Source organism: Streptomyces sp. NPDC032822 (genome assembly GCF_055578825.1).
Genome location: NZ_JBVIOL010000009.1, coordinates 110,119 through 127,510 on the forward strand (window position 1 = coordinate 110,119; position 17,392 = coordinate 127,510).

The window sequence follows — 17,392 nt, forward strand, 5'->3', positions numbered from 1 at the left end:
CCGCTCAGTCCTGCACGTGCCACTTCTGGTTCGGCGTCCCCGAGCAGGTCCACAGCTGGAGCTTGGTCCCGTTGCCGGTCCCGTTGTCCAGGGCGTCCACGCACTTGTCCGCCTGCGGGTTCACCAGGTCACCGGCCGTGCTCATCACGAACTGCTGCGCGGGGTTGCCGCTGCAGCGGGCCAGCTGGATCGCCGCCCCGTCGTCCTTGGATCCCCACGCGACGTCCATGCACATGCCGCCCGCGCGGACGGTGCCGTCGCCGCGGAAGTCCCACGTCTGGTTGGCCGTGCCCGCGCAGTCCCAGAGTTGGAGCCGGGTGCCGTCCTTGACCTTGCCGTCCTGCGCGTCGGTGACGTCGATGCACCGGTTCGAGGGGTTCCCGATGATCAACTGCCCCACGGGCGGGGCGGACTGCTTGGGCGTGGCCTTCGACTTGCCGGAGCCCGACCCTCCGCCCCCGGACGAACCGCCGGAGCCCCCCGCCCCGCCGGACCCGCCGGACCCGCCCGAGCCGCTCGGCACCTCGACCTCCTTGCCGGGCTGTTCCTCGGCAGGTGCCTCGGGCGCCGCGGGGGTCAGGGCCGGAGTGGCGGTCGGGGAGGGAGCGAGGGCACTGCCGGCCTCGACGACCTGCTCGTCGGCCCCGGACTTGACCGGCGGCTTGTACGCGATCCACAGGAGCACGAAGGTCAGCGCGAGGGCGAAGAAGATACCGAAGAACGTGGCCAGCCAACGCGGCAGGAACCCACGCTGGACATAAGTCCCGTCCACGGGAAGCGGAGTGGCCCCGGAACGGATCACCGACAGCGTGTACGGCCGTTCCTCTTTCGACCCGAACCAGATGATGTCCCGCGGCTTCAACGTCGTCTTCACGAACGCCGCACGACCGGGCTCGATCTGCACATTGCTCGGCTGCAGGTCGTACGACAACTGGTCGCCCGTGTCACTGCCGTTCAGAGACGCGGTGAGCTTCGTGTTGCCCAGGTTGTCGATCGCCAGACGAGGACGACCCCTGAAACGCCCCTTCACCGTCGGCGGCACCAACTCGGCGCGCAGCTCGGTGAACGGAGTGATCGTCAGGTTGCCCTCGGGGACGGTCACCGCCTCGGGATGCTCGGTCGGCGTGATCCGTACCGCGTACGCGTTCGGGCCCGCCGTCGCATCCGGCGTGCGGGGTGGCGAGAACGTCAGCTCGACCGTTCCCGTCGTCCCCGGAAAGAGCCGCAGCGTCTGCGGCTCCACCGTCGCCCAGGGCGCGACCGGCCCCACCGGTTCGAAGCGGTACTCGTCCACGACGTCACCGGTGTTCCGCAGCCGCAGCCGAACACGCGTACTGCCACCCGGGTCCACTGTCGCGGAGGCGGGCTCCAGAGAAGTCCACAACCCTGTCATGTCTGTCAGTCCCCCGAGGTACGGACGATCAGCCACTCCTGGTCGTCGTCATTGGAGCAGTCGAAAAGGGTCAGGTTGGCGTCGTTGCCACCGGTGCTGTAGCCGGCCACGTCCAGGCACTTGTTCTTGCTGGCGACGTTGCGGATCCAGTAGGCGCCGCTCGGCTGCTTCTGAATCCACCACAGCTGGTTGTCCGCGGTCGTGCCGTCGCAGGTGAACTCGGTGATCGGGGTCCGGATGGGCTGCGCCCCGTAGTACGGCAGGTCCATGCAGAGCTGGTCCTTGACGTTGCGGATCTGGAAGAGCGCCTGGCCTCCCGGCCCGCCCTTCTCGTCCACCACCTCAAGGTTCCAGAGCTGGTTGTCGCGCGAGGTCCCGTCACAGGTGAACTGGCGTACAGGACCGTCGAGTTTGCCCTTGTCGTAGTTCGGGATGTCCGCGCACTTCTTGGTGGTGGGGTTGCGCAGCAGGACGTTCTTCGCGGGCACGACGGGTTTCGGGGCCTTCTTGGTCGCGGTGGGCTTGGGCGGCGCGCCTCCCCCGCCCGAGCCACCGCCGCCACCTCCGCCGCCGTCGCCTGCGGCGGCCGTCTCCGGTGACTGCGCGGGCGCCTCGGGCGCTGCGGGGGTCAGGGTCGGAGTGGCGGTCGGGGAGGGCGCGAGCGTGCTGCCGGCTTCGACGACCTGCGGGTTGGCCCCGCTCTTGACGGGCGGCTTGTAGGCGATCCAGAGCAGGACGAAGGTCAGCGCGAGGGCGAAGAAGATACCGAAGAACGTCGCCAGCCAACGCGGCAGGAACCCACGCTGGACATAAGTCCCGTCCACGGGAAGCGGAGTGGCCCCGGAACGGATCACCGACAGCGTGTACGGACGCTCTTCCTTCGACCCGAACCAGATGATGTCCCGCGGCTTCAACGTCGTCTTCACGAACGCCGCACGACCGGGCTCGATCTGCACATTGCTCGGCTGCAGGTCATAGGACAACTGGTCGCCCGTGTCACTGCCGTTCAGCGACGCGGTGAGCTTCGTGTTGCCCAGGTTGTCGATCGCCAGACGAGGACGACCCCTAAAACGGCCCTTCACCGTCGGCGGCACCAACTCGGCGCGCAGCTCGGTGAACGGAGTGATCGTCAGGTTGCCCTCGGGGACGGTCACCGCCTCGGGATGCTCGGTCGGCGTGATCCGTACCGCGTACGCGTTCGGACCCGCCGTCGCATCCGGCGTGCGGGGCGGCGAGAACGTCAGCTCGACCGTTCCCGTCGTCCCCGGAAAGAGCCGCAGCGTCTGCGGCTCCACCGTCGTCCACGGAGCCACGGGCCCCACCGGTTCGAAGCGGTACTCGTCCACGACGTCACCGGTGTTGCGCAACCGCAGCCGAACACGCGTACTGCCACCGGGATCCACGGTCGCGGAGGCGGGCTCCAGAGAAGTCCAGAGGGTCATGTCACCGAGCACCCATCAGACCGTGAGCTTGACGGCTTCGAGCCAGCGGGCGTTTTCGAGGCTGCCGCCGAACTCGTAGTCGGGGCGGGCGTCGGCACACTCCGCAGGACTCCAGCCGTAGTCCTTGCCACGGGACGACTCGCAGATCTTGCCGCTGCCGATGTTGACGGCGAAGCCCGTCATGTACGGGGCGCCCTGCTTCGAGCTGCCGACGTAGACGTCCTTGCCGTCGGCCTTGACGGCCGTCCAGTTCGGCGCCCACTTGCCCCTGCCGTCGGTCGAGTCCGCGTAGTAGGAGAAGGCGTTGGCGGACGAGCCCCCCGTGCCCGCCACCGCGATGTTGAGGGCCCTGATCGGCTTCTGCTGTCCCGTCGTGCCGGCGATCGTGCCGTCGCACACCGGCTTCTGCCAGCCCTGTCCCGTGACGAAGGCGCGGTAGCAGATGTGCCGTCCCGACGGGTCGTCCTTGGCGAGGCGGCGCACGGCGGTGGCCGCGGTGTCCGGCCTCGGCTTCGCGGTCACGGTGGCCGTGGCACCGCCGCCTCCGCCTCCGCCGCCGCCCGCACTGGAACCGGCCGAGTCCTCCTGTTGCTGCGAGGCCACGGGCGTGGGGGTCGTGGCCACGTCGGAGGGCGCCGCCGGCGGCAGCTCCGACGCCGAGGGGCTGGGCGCGAGCGTGCTGCCGGCTTCGACGACCTGCGGGTTGGCCCCGCTCTTGACGGGCGGCTTGTAGGCGATCCAGAGCAGGACGAAGGTCAGCGCGAGGGCGAAGAAGATACCGAAGAACGTGGCCAGCCAGCGCGGCAGGAACCCGCGCTGGACATAAGTGCCCTCCACGGGAAGCGGGGTGGCCCCGGAACGGATCACCGACAGCGTGTACGGCCGTTCCTCTTTCGACCCGAACCAGATGATGTCCCGCGGCTTCAACGTCGTCTTCACGAACGCGGCGCGGCCGGGCTCGATCTGCACATTGCTCGGGTGGAGGTCGTACGACAACTGGTCGCCCGTGTCACTGCCGTTCAGCGACGCGGTGAGCTTCGTGTTGCCCAGGTTGTCGATCGCCAGACGAGGACGACCCCTAAAACGGCCCTTCACCGTCGGCGGCACCAACTCGGCGCGCAGCTCGGTGAACGGAGTGATCGTCAGGTTGCCCTCGGGGACGGTCACCGCCTCGGGATGCTCGGTCGGCGTGATCCGTACCGCGTACGCGTTCGGACCCGCCGTCGCATCCGGCGTGCGGGGCGGCGAGAACGTCAGCTCGACCGTTCCCGTCGTCCCCGGAAAGAGCCGCAGCGTCTGCGGCTCCACCGTCGTCCACGGAGCCACGGGCCCCACCGGTTCGAAGCGGTACTCGTCCACGACATCGCCGGTGTTGCGCAACCGCAGCCGAACACGCGTACTGCCACCCGGGTCCACTGTCGCGGAGGCGGGTTCCAGAGAAGTCCACAGGCTCACGCGTCGACGCTAGTGCGGCACCGGCGGCAGGTCAGGAGCCTTCCGTGCACAGCTCGCTGCCCTCACGGCCCACCGGGAAGCCCGGCCCGCCCCCGCGGACCGGCGGGCGGTCACCGAGGGCAAGCGGTCCGGCGTCGGGCTCCGCCCACGCCGAGGACGGGCGTCCGAGCGTCAGACACTGCCCAGATCGGGGGCGACGCCCTGGTCCACCCTGCGGCCGTTCTCCGCGGACCGGCGCTCGAAGGCGTCGTCGGGCGAGGAGACCTTCGCTCCCGACCCGTTGTCGGTGCCCGCCACCGGCCCCTGGCTCTGCTGACGGACGTGGTCGATCTCGTGGAACATCGTCTCGTCGTCCGCGCCCTGCGGCCCCACGACGATGCTGGAGCCGGTCGTGTAGGCGCGGGCGTCCAGCTCCTGCGCCGACCGCTGGGCCACCGGTCCCGAGTGCACCCGGACATGGTCGAAGCTCATGCCGTACGCCTGCTCGGCCTTCTGCTGGATGCGCGGCTCCAGGCGAGTGGCCGGGGAGTTCACCGCGTCGAACACCGACGACCGGCGCTGGACGGCCGGCTGCGCCTCGGCCCGCTGGACGGCCGGGTCGTCGTGGCCGCAGCCCGACCCGTGCTCATGGCGGTCCGCCTCGATCGCGCGCGCCACCGCGGCGTTGCCCGCCGTGCGCTGCAGGGCGAGCAGCGGCGGAAGCGCGGCGGCCTGCGGGGGCACGACGCGCCCGGGGCCGCGCTCGCCTGACGGTCGGTTCTCTTCGTGTGCGCGCATGGGCCCTTCCCGGTCGGGCGGCGGTGCTCTGAGGCTGGGGTGCTGTGGAAGCGGGCGTACGGGTGCTGTGACAGCGGTCAAAACGGTGCGCCGCCCTCCCGGGATAGCCGACCGGCCCCGGCGGGCGGAAGGACCTGAGGGGCAGTCCCGAGGGCAGATCCGGTGGTCCGGCGGCGACGAGGGCGCGTCGGACTGCCCCTGGGGGCACCGATGTTGCCCCCGGACCGGCCCCGCAGGACGTTTCGGCGAACGCGCTGCGCGCGTGAAGGTGAGAAGCGTTCCTGACTCGTACCCCGAGGAGAGCAGAGCATGCCGTCCTACCTGTCGCCCGGCGTCTACGTCGAGGAGGTGTCCAGCGGCGCGCGCCCCATCGAGGGAGTGGGCACCTCGGTCGCGGCCTTCGTGGGACTCGCGCCGACCGGCCCGCTGAACGAGCCGACCCTGGTGACCAACTGGACCCAGTACGTGGCGGCCTTCGGTGAGTTCACCGACGGGTACTACCTCGCGCACTCGGTCTACGGATTCTTCAACAACGGCGGATCGGCCGCGTACGTGGTCCGTGTCGGCGGCTCCGACGAGGGCGCGCCCCTGGCCGGTACGGCCGGTTCGGCTCCCGCCGCGGTGGGCGGTTCCGCCGACCGGGCCGCGCTGTCGTCCGGTGAGCCCCAGCAGCTCGGCACGTTCGCGGTGACCGCGATCGCGTCCGGCCGCAACGGTGCGCTGAGCGTCGAGGTCGCCGACCCGGAGGGCGAGGGCCCCGCCGAACGCTTCAAGCTGATCGTCAAGGACGGCGACAAGGCCGTCGAGAACTTCGACGTGACCGCCAAGAAGGGCGGCCGCAACTACGTCGTCACGCAGGTGAAGGAGCGCTCCAAGCTCATCAACCTGACCGAGTCGGCGCCGGCCGCGCAGCTGGTCCGTCCGGACAACCAGACGGTGGCCCTCGCGGCCCCGGCGCCCGCGCCCGCCGTACCCGCCAAGGACGCCGACGAGTCGCACCCCGGCCCGGCCCACTATCTCGGCGACTCCTCGGACCGCACCGGCTTCGGCGGCCTGGAGGCCCTGGACGAGATCTCCATGGTCGCGGTGCCCGACCTGATGGCCGCCTACCAGCGCGGCACGATCGACCTGGAGGCCGTCAAGGCCGTTCAGCTGGGCCTGATCGCGCACTGCGAGCTCATGGGCGACCGGGTCGCGATCGTCGACCCGCCGCCGGGCCTGAACGCCCGTCAGATCCGGGTCTGGCGCCAGGAGACGGCCGGCTACGACTCCAAGTACGCGGCCCTGTACTACCCGTGGATCAAGTCCTTCGACCCGAGCAGCGGCCAGTCCCGGCTGATCCCGCCGAGCGGTCACGTCGCCGGCATCTGGGCCCGCAACGACTTCGAGCGCGGTGTGCACAAGGCGCCCGCCAACGAGGTCGTCCGCGGTGCGGTGGACCTGGAGCTCCAGATCACCCGTGGCGAGCAGGACCTGCTCAACCCCATCGGCGTCAACTGCATCCGTGCCTTCCCCGGCCGCGGTGTCCGCGTCTGGGGTGCCCGGACCCTGTCCTCCGACCCGGCCTGGCGCTACCTCAACATCCGCAGGTACTTCAACTACCTGGAGGAGTCGATCCTCATCGGCACCCAGTGGGTGGTGTTCGAGCCGAACGACCACAACCTGTGGGCCCGGATCCGGCGCAACATCTCGGCGTTCCTCGTCAACGAGTGGCGCAGCGGAGCCCTGTTCGGCCAGCGGCCCGAGGACGCCTTCTACGTCAAGTGCGACGACGAGACCAACCCGCCGGAGTCGGTCGACATCGGCCGGGTCGTCTGCGAGATCGGCATCGCACCGGTCAAGCCCGCCGAGTTCGTGATCTTCCGGCTGGCCCAGATCTCCAGCGGTGGCGGGGAGTTGGAGGAGTAGGCGGTCCGCCTGCACCCGTAGCCCCCGAACTCCGTCGTCACGACTCCGCAGAAAGACAGAGAGCAGATGAGTCTCAGCCAGGGTGACTCCCTCACTTCACATAATTTCGGCCTCCAGATCGACGGTGTGATGGTCGAGTACCTCACGTCGGTCGACGGCCTCAACATGGAACAGGACGTCATCAAGAGTCCGCAGAACTCCGCCCAGGGCAGGCCCGAGATCACTCTCATGCCGGGCGTGCAGAAGGACGGGCAGTGCACCGTGGTCCGCGGCATGACCATGTCGCCGGCGTTCACCACGTGGATCAACGACTCGATCGCCGGCCGGATGGGCACCGCCCGCAAGAACGCCTCGATCATCATGATGGACTACGAGAACAACCCGGTGAAGCGCTACAACATGCGCAGGGCCTGGTGCAGCAAGATCACCGCGAGCACCCTGAAGGCCGGCGAGGCCTCCGCGCTCACCGAGACCGTGACCATCGTCTTCGAAGAACTGGTCATCGAGTAATGCGCCGTACCGCTGCCAGGACCGGCGGCGCCCTCTCGCACTCCGGCGCGGACGCCTCGGCGCCCGCGCCGGAAGCGGGGGCGGACGTGGCACCCGGGCCGGGGCCGATGCCGGCCCAGGCCGCCGCTTCCGCCCCCGCGCAGCAACCCCGGGAACTGCGCACCGAGTTCCCCTTCCAGCTGCCGCGCGGATACGTCGACGACGCGGGCACCGTCCACCGGGACGGCGTGATGCGGCTGTCGACGGCACGGGACGAACTCGTCCCGCTGCGGGACGTGCGCGTGCAGGAGAACCCGGCGTACCTGTCGGTGGTGCTGCTCGGCCGGGTCATCACCCGGCTGGGCACGCTGGCGATGGTGCACGACGGGACGGTGGAGAACATGTTCGCCTCCGACCTGGCGTTCCTTCAGGACTTCTACCGCCAGATCAACGCGGAGGGCCACACCCGCGCCGCCGTGGAGTGCCCGCACTGCGCGGAGCCCTTCGAGGTGGAACTCGGCGGGAGCCGCCTGGGGGAATCGTGACGTACGCGACCGACCGGCTGCACGAGGAGATCGCGTACGTCGCCTACCACTTCCACTGGAGCATGGAGGAGATCCTGGATCTCGAACACCACGATCGCCGCCGGTACACGGGCGAGATCGCGTCCCTGGTGACGCGGGCCGAGGCGGAGGGCTGAGACGTGGGGTTCCTGGACAGGTTGCGCGGGCGTACGGACGGCCACGGCGAGGGCGACCGTGGCGTCCGCGGTGACGGTGGCGGCGATGCGGCTGCCGCCGCCGTGGTGCCGTCCGCGGGTGAAGCGGCCCCCGGGGAAGTGGCTCCCGTCGGCGGGGCCGTCGAGGTGGTGGCCGCCTCCTGGTCGAGGCTGCCGCCCATTCAGCGTGCCCTCCCCCAGGGGCGGACCGGGGTCGCGGACGCCGGGTTCGGCGGACGGCTGCCGACCTGGCAGAACCCGTCGTTCATGGGCACCGCCTCCCACTCCGTCCTGGACGGCCGGTCGAGCGGGCTGCTCGGCGACGCGGCCGGCGCGGCCACCGGCCGACCGGTGACGGGTCTCGAACGCCCCACGGGCACCTTGCCGTTGGCCATGCCCGGCGGCCCCGGACTCCCGCCGCAGGTGCAGCGGGCTCCGGCGGTACCGCTGCGGGCGATTCCGCCGCGGACGCCAGGAGTTCCGGGAGCACCGGCAACACCGGCAACACCGGGGACGGCGGGCACGGTTGGCGCGGCCGGTCCGGGTCCGACCACAAGTGGGGCCGCCCCCGCGCGGGGTGGATCCGGAGTGCCTGGAGTGCCCGCGGTACCGGTCGTGTCGGCGGTTCCTGTGAGGTCGGCGGCTCCGGTCAGGCCCGCGGTCCCGGTCGGGCCCGCGGTCGTCCCGACGCTCGCGCGGAACGTTTCGGGTGCGCGGTCCGCCGGGGCTTCCCCGGCGGTCCCCGGCCAGCCGGTTCAGCGGGTGGCGCAGACGCCCCCGGCGGCCTCGGATCCGGCGACCGCGACGGCCGCTTCCAGTGCGGTGACGGCTCGTACGGACACTCCGCCGCCGGTCCAGCGGGCGGACTCCACCGGCTCGGTGTCCTCGGCGGACGCGACGCCCTCGCCCACAGCCTCCTCGGCTCCGGCTCCGGCTCCGGCTGCCGCGGCACGACCCGTCTCCGGTCGCCGGGTGACCCCCGTGCCGACCCACCCGTCGCCGCCCCGGCGGTCCCTGACGAAGGCACAGCCCACGGCAACCGTGGTGCAGCGCCGGACCCTGCCCGCCGTACGACAGCCCTCCGCGCCCACGGGCACGGCACCGGCCGCCGCGCCGGCCCGGACGAAGGCGTCGGAGAACCCGGGCGACAGCACCTCAACGGAGAGCGGCCCAGCGAACGTTCACCCCGCCGGAGCCGCACCCACGAGCGAGCGACCGACACCCACCGCCGGAAACCCGGCTCCTGCTCCTGCTCCTGTCCAGCGTGCCGCGGCGGCTCCTCGTCGCGCGGACGCACCGAAGACCGCAGGCCCCAACCCGTCCAGCCCGGCGCCCACACCAGGTGCAACGGCCCCAACGGGCGTGGCCCATACGGCAGATCCGACGCCCGGCGCCCCCGGAACCAACGGGCCCACGGCCGCGACCGCCGCCGTGCAGCGGGCGCCGGAGGCCGCACCCGCTCCGCCACGCGAGACGCGGACGCCCCGCGCCACCGCGGCCGGCCCACGGCAGCCCGATCCCGGCCACCCGCACCCGGCCGACGGCCCCACCCCGGCCCCCACCTCCACGCCCTCGCCGTCGACTCCTTCCCCGACTCCGTCTCCGGCCCCTTCCCCGGCCTCACGCGGGCCGGTAGGCGGCTCCCGCGAAGCCGGCCCCGCCGTCCAGCGCCGGGCGGCGACCGCATCCGGGCAGCCGCGTCCGGCACCGGCCGAGGGCGGCGGTACGACATCGTCCGGCAGCCCCACGCCGACGCCTCCCGCTCAGGACCACTCCAGCGCCCCCGCTCCGACGCGGCAGCCCGCCCGGCCGGACGGCACGACCTCCGGCTCCGCGCCCACGCCGACGCCCTCGCAGCCCACCCGGGCCACCCCGGAGTCGGCCGCAGGCGTGCCCACGCCGTCGACGAGCGACGTACAGCGCGCCACGAGCCGTTCCGATGCCCGCGCCGCCGCATCACCGACCCCGCCCGCTGTCCCCGTCGTCTCTCCGGACCATCACCCGCAGAGCCCGCAGAGCCCCGGTCCGCGCCCCGCGGTCGCCCCCGTACAGCGGTCGGCCGCCGCGCCTGGCTCACCGACGGCGAAGGCGCGGGCGCAGGAACAGGCGACGGCAGAGACGTCCGTGCCGCAGACACCGGCTGACGCGGGCGCGGACGCGGGCTCCGGCAGCACACCGACACCGGCACCGCACCCCGTGGCCGACGCCGGTCCCGCCCGTCAGACCGGTCCGGGCGGCTCCTCCGCCGCGACGGGCAACTCCGTCCAGCGCAGCACCAGTTCAGGCGCATCCGCGTCCACGACCGACTCCGGTCCCCAGACCACCGGGCCGGCCCGCGCGGCCACCCCCGCATCTCCCGCGTCCCCCGTCCAGCGAAGCACCGCCCGCCGGACGCCCCGTATCGGCCTCGGCGCCCCGGTCTCGTCGCGTCCCGTCACCCCGGCGAGCCCTTCACCAGGTCCGAGCGCCCCCCTCTCCGCGCCCTTCTCCGGCCCCGAAGCCGAGTCCGCGGTACCCGGCCCCACCCCCGACTCCCCTCTCCCCGGCGCGAGTTCACCCGCGCTACCCGCGTCGGCACCCCCCGCTCCGTCGTCCGCGCCCACCATCCAGCGCGCCGCGGCCACCGCCCGCACCGCTCCCACCCCACCCGCGCGCCGCTCTCCCATCGGCGCCCCGCTGACCGCGCCCCCGACCGACGCCATGCCCCTTCTCGGCGCCCCGGTGACACGAGCGCACACACCGTCCCCGGTCCCCGGCCCCCTCGCCGCTGCGGCACCCCCTCCCACGTTTCCGTCGCCGCCCGGTCCGTCCCTTCCGCCGACGCCCGCGCCGCACCCCTTCACCGCCCCCGTCACGCCTACCGCGCCGACCACCGCCGCCACGGCCACGACCTCCACCGTGCAACGCGCGGCAGCACCCACCATCAGGCCCGTCCCCCTGCGCAGGCCGGCCTCTCTCTCCTCCCCGACTCCGGCGCTTCCGGCGATGCCCGCGGCGCCCGCCGCTCGCGGCACCTCGACCCCTCCCGGCGCTCCGACCGCTCCCGGCACCTCCGCGGGCACCCGCGCTCCGCTCCCCGTGGCCCCCCTCACGGTGCGCCCCGCGTCCGCGAGTCCCGGCCTCCCGGCGCAGCCCGTCGTGCAGCGTCTGTGGCCGAGGAGCAAGAAGTCGGCCAAGTCGGCCAAGCCCCCCGTCAGGTCCTCGGCGACCGGAGCCCTCGCGGCCGCCGCCGCGGCAACCGTCGCCGACACGATCGGCACACCGCTGACGGCCACCCGCCACGAGGCCCCTCCGCCGGCGTACAGCCCGACCTCCGAGGCCCCGCCCTCCTACGCGGCTTCCGCGCAGGCGCCGCCCTCGTACGCACACACCGCGCACGAAACGCCGCCGCCCGAGTACGAGGCGGTGCCCGCGGGCGGGTTCGATCCGCGGGAGCTCACCGACTTCCAGCTCGACGAGCTGGTGCACCGGATCATCGGCCGGATCACCCGGCTGATCCGGACCGAACTGCGCCTGGACCGCGAACGGATCGGCAAGCTCCGCGATCCCCGCAACTGACCGACCACCATCCGCCACCCACCGCCGCCCGTCCCGCCTCCGCCCTCCGACCAGGACGACAGAACAGAAAGGCCCACCCTCGATGTCCCGCCAGGACCCGGGCTCCACCATCTGGTTCACCCTCAGCATCGACGGCGAGAGCCTCGGCTACTTCAACGGATGCGAGGGCCTGTCGTCCCAGGTGGAGGTCGAGCACCGCCAGGAGGGCGGCAACAACGGCTTCGTCTGGCAACTCCCCACCCGTGTCACGTTCTCCACGATCCGGCTGACCCGGCCACTGACCCCGGACACCACGAAGGTCGCCAAGTGGATCTCGTCCGTGCAGACCGGCATCAAGCGGCCCACCGCGCAGATCTCGGCGCTGCGCGCGGACGGGTCGGAGGTGGCCCGCTGGGGGCTGATCGAGGTGCTGCCGGTGAGCTGGACGGGGCCCACTCTCAACCCCGCGAACCCGGCCGTCGCGACCGAGGTCCTGGAGATCGCCCACCACGGATTCACGGACTGAAGGGGGACCGGGAGACATGGCGAAGGGCAGCAAGGGCGCCGGCAAGAGCCTCGTACGGGCCACGCTCGCGATCCACGAACCGCCGGTCGGCGGGAGCACCACCCCGGGCGGCATCATCAAGACGTTCGCCTTCGACTTCAACCCGGCGCAGCTGTCGCTGACCCGCCGGGCCCAGTGGAAGGCCACTCCCGCGCAGATCGAACGGGACGGTTCGCTGCCGGAGTTCATGGGTTCGGAGCCGCGCGAGATGAGCGTGGAGATCTTCCTGGACTCCTCCGACAAGCCGACCAGCAACACCGTGCTGAAGAAGGTCGAGTCGCTGCTCGACTGCTGCGAGGTGACGACCAAGAGCATCGCGGCCAAGCAGCCGTCGCCGCCGTGGGTCGTCTTCCAGTGGGGGTCGTTCTCGACGGCCCGGTTCACGGCGTACGTCAGTTCCGTGGAGGCCAACTACGGGCTGTTCGGGACGACCGGTGTGCCCATCCGGGCCACCTGTCGGCTCCAGTTGCACGAGATCCCGAGCAAGACCAAGGGTCAGAACCCGACGTCCGGCGCGCTCACCGCGCAGCGGGTGCACCGGGTGGTGGCGGGCGACTCGCTGCAGTCGCTGGCCTGGCGGGAGTACGGCAACGCCGGCGCCTGGCGTTCGATCGCCGAGGCCAACGGCATCGACGACCCGGCGCGGCTGCCGACCGGCGTCGAGCTGATCCTGCCCGCCACCGAGGATGTGCGTTCCTGATGCCCAAGTACGCGTTCTCCAATGTCATCGACGTGAAGCTCGGGGGCGCCAAGCTGCCGTCCGAGTACGCCCGGGCGCTCACGGAGAGCTGGGTCGACCAGGGTGTCGGCGTGCCGGCCGCGTTCCGGCTCACCTTCCGGGACCCGTACCGGCTCATCCTCGACAAGCTGGGCGTCACCTTCGGCACCGAGGTGATCCTGGCGCCGGTGACCGACGGCCAGGGCTCCGCCGATCCGCTGCTGACGGGCGAGGTCACCGGCCTGGAGGCGGACTACGACGGAACCGGCACGTTCACCGTCATCCGCGGCTACGACTTCGGGCACCGGCTGCTGCGCCAGCGCCGGGTGGCCGCCTACCGCAACCAGAGCGCGTCGGACATCGCGCGCAAGCTGGCCGCGCAGGACGGCGTGCCGATCGGCCGGATCCAGTCGACGAAGACGGTGTACGACTTCATCAGCCAGTCCAACGTCACCGACTGGGACTTCATCGCGCGGCTCGCCGACGAGAACGAGATGGTCATGTCGGTCGACGCCGACGGGAAGTTCCAGTTCGTCAAGCCGAAGCCGTCGTCGGGGGCGCCCTCGCCGAACACCGACGGCGACAAGAGCCCGTTCGTCCTCCAGGCCGGACACGACATCCTGCGGCTGCGGTCCGCCGTCACCGCCGCCGACCAGGTCGCCAAGGTCGAGTCGCGGGGCTGGGACGTCACGACGAAGAAGAAGATCACCGCGACCTCGCCGGGGATCTCCAACCCGGGTATCAGCATCGGCACCACGCCGGGCGCGGCGGCCGGCAAGTTCAAGGCGGCCAAGCTGGTCGAGACGGGCACGCCGTACGACAAGCAGACCGAGGTGAAGTTCGCGGCCGACGCCCTCGCCGACGACGTCACGTCCTCGTTCGCCGAACTGGAGGTCGTCGCCCGCGGAAACCCCAAGCTGCGCCCGGGGGTTCCGGTGGCGCTCGCGGACGTCGGCAAGCCCTTCGAGGGGAAGTACACGGTCACGTCGGTACGGCACGTCTTCGGCGACGGCAAGCACTACGAGGCGTGGGTGACGGTCAGCGGACGGCAGTGGCGTTCGCTGTACGGGCTCGCCTCGGGCGGCGCGGACACCTCGCCCCGGCTGCCGAGCGTGGCCAACGCGCTGGTCACCGACGTGAACGACCCGCTGAAGCAGGGACGGGTCCGGTTGCAGTTCCCGTGGCTGGACGACGCCTACGTCAGCGACTGGACGCGGACCGTGCAGATGGGCGGCCTCGGCGGCGGCGGGATCTTCCCGCTGGACGTCAACGACGAGGTGCTGGTCGCCTTCGACCGGGGTGCCCTGGACCATCCGTTCGTGATCGGCGGGCTCTACAACGGCCGGGACAAGCCGACCGTCGTCGGTGACGTGCCGCTGCACGACACCGTGCGCAAGAAGGCCAGCCGGCACACCGTCTCCGACCGGGACGGCAACCGGATGGACCTGCTCAGTCAGAAGACCGCGGCCCGCAAGCAGGGCGTGCGGCTGATCTCGGGTGACAAGCAGCTGACGGTCTTCCTGGACCGGACGAAGACCGAGATCGTCGTGGACAGCAAGGGCTCGGTCACGATCAAGGGCAGCCGTTCGGTGTCGGTCGAGGCCGGCACCGACCTCACGCTCAGCGCCCGGCGCAACGTGACCATCAAGAGCGGCGGCACCGTCAACATCCGGGGCACCGGGATGGTCAACGTCCGGTCCATCGGGGGCGTGCTCTCCCTGGACGCGGCCGGTGCGCTGAACATGAAGGCAGCCGGCGCCGCGTCGCTCAGCGCCTCGGGGATCGTGGCGATCAACTCCGCCACCACGAACGTCACGAGCGCCAGGATCGGGCTGAACGGTTTCGTGTTCGTCAACAACGTCAAGTACCCGCTCCCGGCATGACCGGAGGGCCGCATCGTTCCACGGGCCCCGCCGGGTTCGTCAGCAGAAGGAGAAGGCAGGTGGCCCCCTGATGGCCGAGCAGTTCGTCGGATCCGGCTGGTCGTTCCCGCTGCGCATCGGGCCGACCGGCGGTATCGCGCTGGTCAGCGGGGAGCGGGAGATCGAGGAGGCGATCCGGCTGGTCCTGTCGACCGCGCCGGGCGAGCGTCCGATGCGGCCGGACTTCGGCTGCGCGATCCACGACCTGGTGTTCGCGCCGGTCAACGAGCAGACCGCGGGCCGTATCCAGCACGAGGTGTACGTCAGCCTGGACCGCTGGGAGCCACGCATCGTGGTCGAGGACGTCGAGGTCAGCACGGGCGACGACCAGAGCGTCCTGTTCATCGACGTCCGCTACTCGATCCGCGGCGCCAACAACCCGCGCAGCCTCGTCTTCCCGTTCTACGTCATCCCCTCCCACGACGATCCGGACGGCCCCGCCGGCCCGTCCGGGACAGCTCCCGAAAGCGACCGCTGATGGCTCTGCCCTCCCCCAACCTCGACGACCGGCGCTTCCAGCAGTTCGTCGACGACGCCAAGCGCTACATCCAGCAGCGCGCCCCGGAGTGGACCGACCACAACGTGTCCGACCCCGGCGTCACGCTCGTCGAGACGGTCGCCCACATGGCCGACCAGATCGTGTACCGGCTCAACCGGGTGCCGGAGAAGAACCATCTGGCGTTCCTGGACCTGGTGGGGATCACGCTGTTCCCGCCGTCCGCCGCCCGCACCGACGTGACGTTCTGGCTCGCGGCCCCGCAGGAGGAGACCGTGCCGGTGCCGGTCGGCACCGAGGTCGCGACCCTGCGCACGGAGAGCGAGGAGGCCGTCGTCTTCGCCACCGAGCGCGAACTGTCCCTCGTGCCCTGCGAGTTGCGGCATCTGCTGGTGCAGCACGCGGGTGAGCCGGCCGCCGACAGGACGCCGGACCTCGCCGAGGACGACAAGGACGTGCTGTGCTTCAGCGAGTCCCCCGACCCCGGCGACTGCATGATGTTCGGCCTGACCGCGGCCGTACCGCACTGTGCCCTGGCCCTGGACCTGGACAGCCGGGTGGACGGCGTCGGCGTGGACCCGCGGCAGCCGCCGCTGGTGTGGGAGGCGTGGACCGCGGACGGCTGGCAGCTCTGCGAGGTCGACCGGGACGGCACCGGCGGCCTCAACCGGCCCGGCGACATCGTGCTGCACGTCCCCGGCGGACACGTGCTGTCCCGCAACGCCGGGCAGGAGGCCGGCTGGCTGCGCTGCCGGGTCACCGAGCCCCTTCCCGGCCAGCCCTTCTACACCACCTCGCCGACCGTCCGCTCCGTCGAGGCCTTCACGATCGGCGGGACCACCGCGGTCGTCAACGCCGAGACGGTGTACGACGAGGCCATCGGCGAGTCGACCGGTCTGCCGGGCCAGCGGCTGCGGCTGGCGCACGCGCCGGTGGTCGGCGACGACCCGCCGCTGCTGCTGCAGACCGCCGAGCACGACGGGTGGACGGACTGGCGGGTCGTGCCGAACTTCGCCGCCTCGGGACCCTACGACCGGCATGTCACCCTCGACGCGACGACCGGCGAGGTCGCCTTCGGGCCCGCCGTGCGCGAACCCGACGGCTCGCTGCGCCAGTACGGCATGGTCGCCCCCAAGGGCTCGCCGATCCGCGCCCGCCGCTACCGCACCGGCGGTGGCCGCGCGGGCAACGTGGCGCGCGGCGCCGTCCAGATCCTGCGCACCTCCATCCCGTACGTCTCCGAGGTCGTCAACCGTGAGGCCGCACGGGGCGGGGTGGAGGGCGAGACGGTGGCCGAGGCGAAGGTCAGGGCGCCGATCACGCTGCGCGCCCAGGAGCGGGCGGTGACCCTGCGCGACTACGAGGAGCTGGCCCGGCGGGCCGCACCCGAGACCGCGCGCATCACCTGCCTGGAGGGCGAGGAGGGCGAGCACGGGGCGTACGCGGTACGGGTGTTGGTGGTGCCGCAGGCCGTCGCGGACCCCGGCGGCCGACTGCGCTTCGAACAACTCGTCCCCGGCGACGCCCTGTTGGACCGCATCACCCGGCATCTGGACGAACGCCGCCTGATCGGCACCCGGTTGTCCGTGGGGCCGCCGTACTACCAGGGCGTCACGGTGGTGGCCACCGTGCACGCCTTCCGGGGCGTCGACACCGACAAGGTGCGCCGGCAGGCCCACGACGCCCTCTACCGGCACCTCGACCCGCTCACCGGCGGGTCGGACGGCAAGGGCTGGCCCTTCGGGCGGCCCGTCCAGGCCGGTGAGGTGTTCGCGGTGCTGCAACGCGTGCCGGGGGTGGAACTGGTCGACGAGGTGGTCCTGCACCCCGCCGACCCGCTCAACGGCAAGCGCGGCGAGGCGACGGACCGTATCGACCTGTCCCCGCCGTCGCTGGTGTTCTCCTTCGACCATCGCGTCCGGGTGATCGGGGACGGCTCCTGATGGCCCCCGACCCGACCACGACCGCCTGC

The 17,392-nt window shown here is 71.9% G+C and carries 17 protein-coding genes; 10 read left to right on the plus strand and 7 right to left on the minus strand.

Annotated elements, in window-relative coordinates; genetic code table 11:
- Positions 1-4 precede the first annotated feature (4 nt).
- The 4 genes from ACZ5VD_RS25515 to ACZ5VD_RS25530 all read right to left on the minus strand — a co-directional run bounded on the left by ACZ5VD_RS25515 (position 5) and on the right by ACZ5VD_RS25530 (position 5,067).
- Positions 5-1,393: a ricin-type beta-trefoil lectin domain protein gene (locus ACZ5VD_RS25515; RefSeq protein ID WP_468683434.1), complete on the minus strand. Its 1,389-nt coding sequence runs from the start codon at positions 1,391-1,393 to the stop codon at positions 5-7.
- A 5-nt stretch (positions 1,394-1,398) separates the two neighbouring features.
- A complete protein-coding gene (locus ACZ5VD_RS25520) occupies positions 1,399-2,835 on the minus strand; it encodes an RICIN domain-containing protein (protein ID WP_468683436.1) in 1,437 nt (478 codons plus the stop codon).
- A 15-nt stretch (positions 2,836-2,850) separates the two neighbouring features.
- On the minus strand, positions 2,851-4,290 hold the full coding sequence (locus tag ACZ5VD_RS25525) for a hydrolase (protein ID WP_468552439.1): 1,440 nt from the start codon (positions 4,288-4,290) through the stop codon (positions 2,851-2,853).
- A 171-nt stretch (positions 4,291-4,461) separates the two neighbouring features.
- Positions 4,462-5,067 (minus strand): eCIS core domain-containing protein, encoded by a 606-nt coding sequence (locus ACZ5VD_RS25530; protein ID WP_468552438.1) that lies wholly within the window; start codon positions 5,065-5,067, stop codon positions 4,462-4,464.
- Positions 5,068-5,376: 309 nt separating this feature from the next.
- Here ACZ5VD_RS25530 and ACZ5VD_RS25535 point away from each other — a divergent pair, with 309 nt between their 5' ends.
- The 4 genes from ACZ5VD_RS25535 to ACZ5VD_RS25550 all read left to right on the plus strand — a co-directional run bounded on the left by ACZ5VD_RS25535 (position 5,377) and on the right by ACZ5VD_RS25550 (position 8,164).
- Positions 5,377-6,975, plus strand: coding sequence for a phage tail sheath subtilisin-like domain-containing protein (locus ACZ5VD_RS25535; protein ID WP_468552437.1), 1,599 nt, complete (start codon positions 5,377-5,379; stop codon positions 6,973-6,975).
- A 66-nt stretch (positions 6,976-7,041) separates the two neighbouring features.
- Positions 7,042-7,485: a phage tail protein gene (locus ACZ5VD_RS25540; RefSeq protein WP_468552436.1), complete on the plus strand. Its 444-nt coding sequence runs from the start codon at positions 7,042-7,044 to the stop codon at positions 7,483-7,485.
- Positions 7,485-8,009: a hypothetical protein gene (locus tag ACZ5VD_RS25545; RefSeq protein ID WP_468552435.1), complete on the plus strand. Its 525-nt coding sequence runs from the start codon at positions 7,485-7,487 to the stop codon at positions 8,007-8,009. The genes ACZ5VD_RS25540 and ACZ5VD_RS25545 overlap by 1 nt, the downstream gene beginning before the upstream one ends.
- A complete protein-coding gene (locus ACZ5VD_RS25550; RefSeq protein ID WP_468552434.1) occupies positions 8,006-8,164 on the plus strand; it encodes a DUF6760 family protein in 159 nt (52 codons plus the stop codon). The genes ACZ5VD_RS25545 and ACZ5VD_RS25550 overlap by 4 nt, the downstream gene beginning before the upstream one ends.
- A gap of 773 nt (positions 8,165-8,937) precedes the next feature.
- Here ACZ5VD_RS25550 and ACZ5VD_RS25555 read toward each other — a convergent pair.
- From ACZ5VD_RS25555 to ACZ5VD_RS25565, 3 genes are all read right to left on the minus strand, one after another.
- Positions 8,938-9,336, minus strand: coding sequence for a hypothetical protein (locus ACZ5VD_RS25555; protein WP_468683438.1), 399 nt, complete (start codon positions 9,334-9,336; stop codon positions 8,938-8,940).
- Between the two features lie 609 nt (positions 9,337-9,945).
- A complete protein-coding gene (locus tag ACZ5VD_RS25560) occupies positions 9,946-10,110 on the minus strand; it encodes a hypothetical protein (protein ID WP_468552432.1) in 165 nt (54 codons plus the stop codon).
- Positions 10,111-10,401: 291 nt separating this feature from the next.
- Positions 10,402-10,884 carry a hypothetical protein gene (locus ACZ5VD_RS25565; protein WP_468683439.1) on the minus strand — a complete coding sequence of 161 codons (483 nt, stop codon included), beginning with the start codon at positions 10,882-10,884 and terminating at the stop codon, positions 10,402-10,404.
- Positions 10,885-11,167: 283 nt separating this feature from the next.
- On the opposite strand from ACZ5VD_RS25565, the gene ACZ5VD_RS25570 reads away from it, so the two are divergent.
- From ACZ5VD_RS25570 to ACZ5VD_RS25595, 6 genes are all read left to right on the plus strand, one after another.
- Positions 11,168-11,740: a hypothetical protein gene (locus ACZ5VD_RS25570; protein WP_468683441.1), complete on the plus strand. Its 573-nt coding sequence runs from the start codon at positions 11,168-11,170 to the stop codon at positions 11,738-11,740.
- A gap of 82 nt (positions 11,741-11,822) precedes the next feature.
- Complete coding sequence (locus tag ACZ5VD_RS25575) at positions 11,823-12,245, plus strand: phage tail protein (RefSeq protein ID WP_468552429.1); 423 nt, start codon at positions 11,823-11,825, stop codon at positions 12,243-12,245.
- Positions 12,246-12,261: 16 nt separating this feature from the next.
- On the plus strand, positions 12,262-12,984 hold the full coding sequence (locus ACZ5VD_RS25580; RefSeq protein ID WP_468552428.1) for a CIS tube protein: 723 nt from the start codon (positions 12,262-12,264) through the stop codon (positions 12,982-12,984).
- Positions 12,984-14,885, plus strand: coding sequence for a VgrG-related protein (locus tag ACZ5VD_RS25585; RefSeq protein ID WP_468552427.1), 1,902 nt, complete (start codon positions 12,984-12,986; stop codon positions 14,883-14,885). The genes ACZ5VD_RS25580 and ACZ5VD_RS25585 overlap by 1 nt, the downstream gene beginning before the upstream one ends.
- 70 nt (positions 14,886-14,955) lie before the next feature.
- Entirely contained in the window at positions 14,956-15,402 is a 447-nt protein-coding gene (locus ACZ5VD_RS25590; RefSeq protein WP_468552426.1) for a GPW/gp25 family protein, read from the plus strand.
- Positions 15,402-17,363, plus strand: a complete 1,962-nt coding sequence (locus ACZ5VD_RS25595) for a putative baseplate assembly protein (RefSeq protein WP_468552425.1) — start codon at positions 15,402-15,404, stop codon at positions 17,361-17,363. Before ACZ5VD_RS25590 ends, ACZ5VD_RS25595 begins: the two co-directional genes overlap by 1 nt.
- The last annotated feature ends 29 nt before the right edge of the window (positions 17,364-17,392 follow it).

Excerpts from the sequence above, each read along its gene's own strand:
- ACZ5VD_RS25515 (WP_468683434.1), bottom strand. The coding sequence starts at position 1,393 with ATGACAGGGTTGTGGACTTCTCTGGAGCCCGCCTCCGCGACAGTGGAC.
- ACZ5VD_RS25520 (WP_468683436.1), bottom strand. The coding sequence starts at position 2,835 with ATGACCCTCTGGACTTCTCTGGAGCCCGCCTCCGCGACCGTGGATCCC.
- ACZ5VD_RS25530 (WP_468552438.1), bottom strand. The coding sequence starts at position 5,067 with ATGCGCGCACACGAAGAGAACCGACCGTCAGGCGAGCGCGGCCCCGGG.
- ACZ5VD_RS25535 (WP_468552437.1), top strand. The coding sequence starts at position 5,377 with ATGCCGTCCTACCTGTCGCCCGGCGTCTACGTCGAGGAGGTGTCCAGC.
- ACZ5VD_RS25540 (WP_468552436.1), top strand. The coding sequence starts at position 7,042 with ATGAGTCTCAGCCAGGGTGACTCCCTCACTTCACATAATTTCGGCCTC.
- ACZ5VD_RS25545 (WP_468552435.1), top strand. The coding sequence starts at position 7,485 with ATGCGCCGTACCGCTGCCAGGACCGGCGGCGCCCTCTCGCACTCCGGC.
- ACZ5VD_RS25565 (WP_468683439.1), bottom strand. The coding sequence starts at position 10,884 with ATGGCGTCGGTCGGGGGCGCGGTCAGCGGGGCGCCGATGGGAGAGCGG.
- ACZ5VD_RS25570 (WP_468683441.1), top strand. The coding sequence starts at position 11,168 with ATGCCCGCGGCGCCCGCCGCTCGCGGCACCTCGACCCCTCCCGGCGCT.
- ACZ5VD_RS25575 (WP_468552429.1), top strand. The coding sequence starts at position 11,823 with ATGTCCCGCCAGGACCCGGGCTCCACCATCTGGTTCACCCTCAGCATC.
- ACZ5VD_RS25580 (WP_468552428.1), top strand. The coding sequence starts at position 12,262 with ATGGCGAAGGGCAGCAAGGGCGCCGGCAAGAGCCTCGTACGGGCCACG.
- ACZ5VD_RS25585 (WP_468552427.1), top strand. The coding sequence starts at position 12,984 with ATGCCCAAGTACGCGTTCTCCAATGTCATCGACGTGAAGCTCGGGGGC.
- ACZ5VD_RS25590 (WP_468552426.1), top strand. The coding sequence starts at position 14,956 with ATGGCCGAGCAGTTCGTCGGATCCGGCTGGTCGTTCCCGCTGCGCATC.
- ACZ5VD_RS25595 (WP_468552425.1), top strand. The coding sequence starts at position 15,402 with ATGGCTCTGCCCTCCCCCAACCTCGACGACCGGCGCTTCCAGCAGTTC.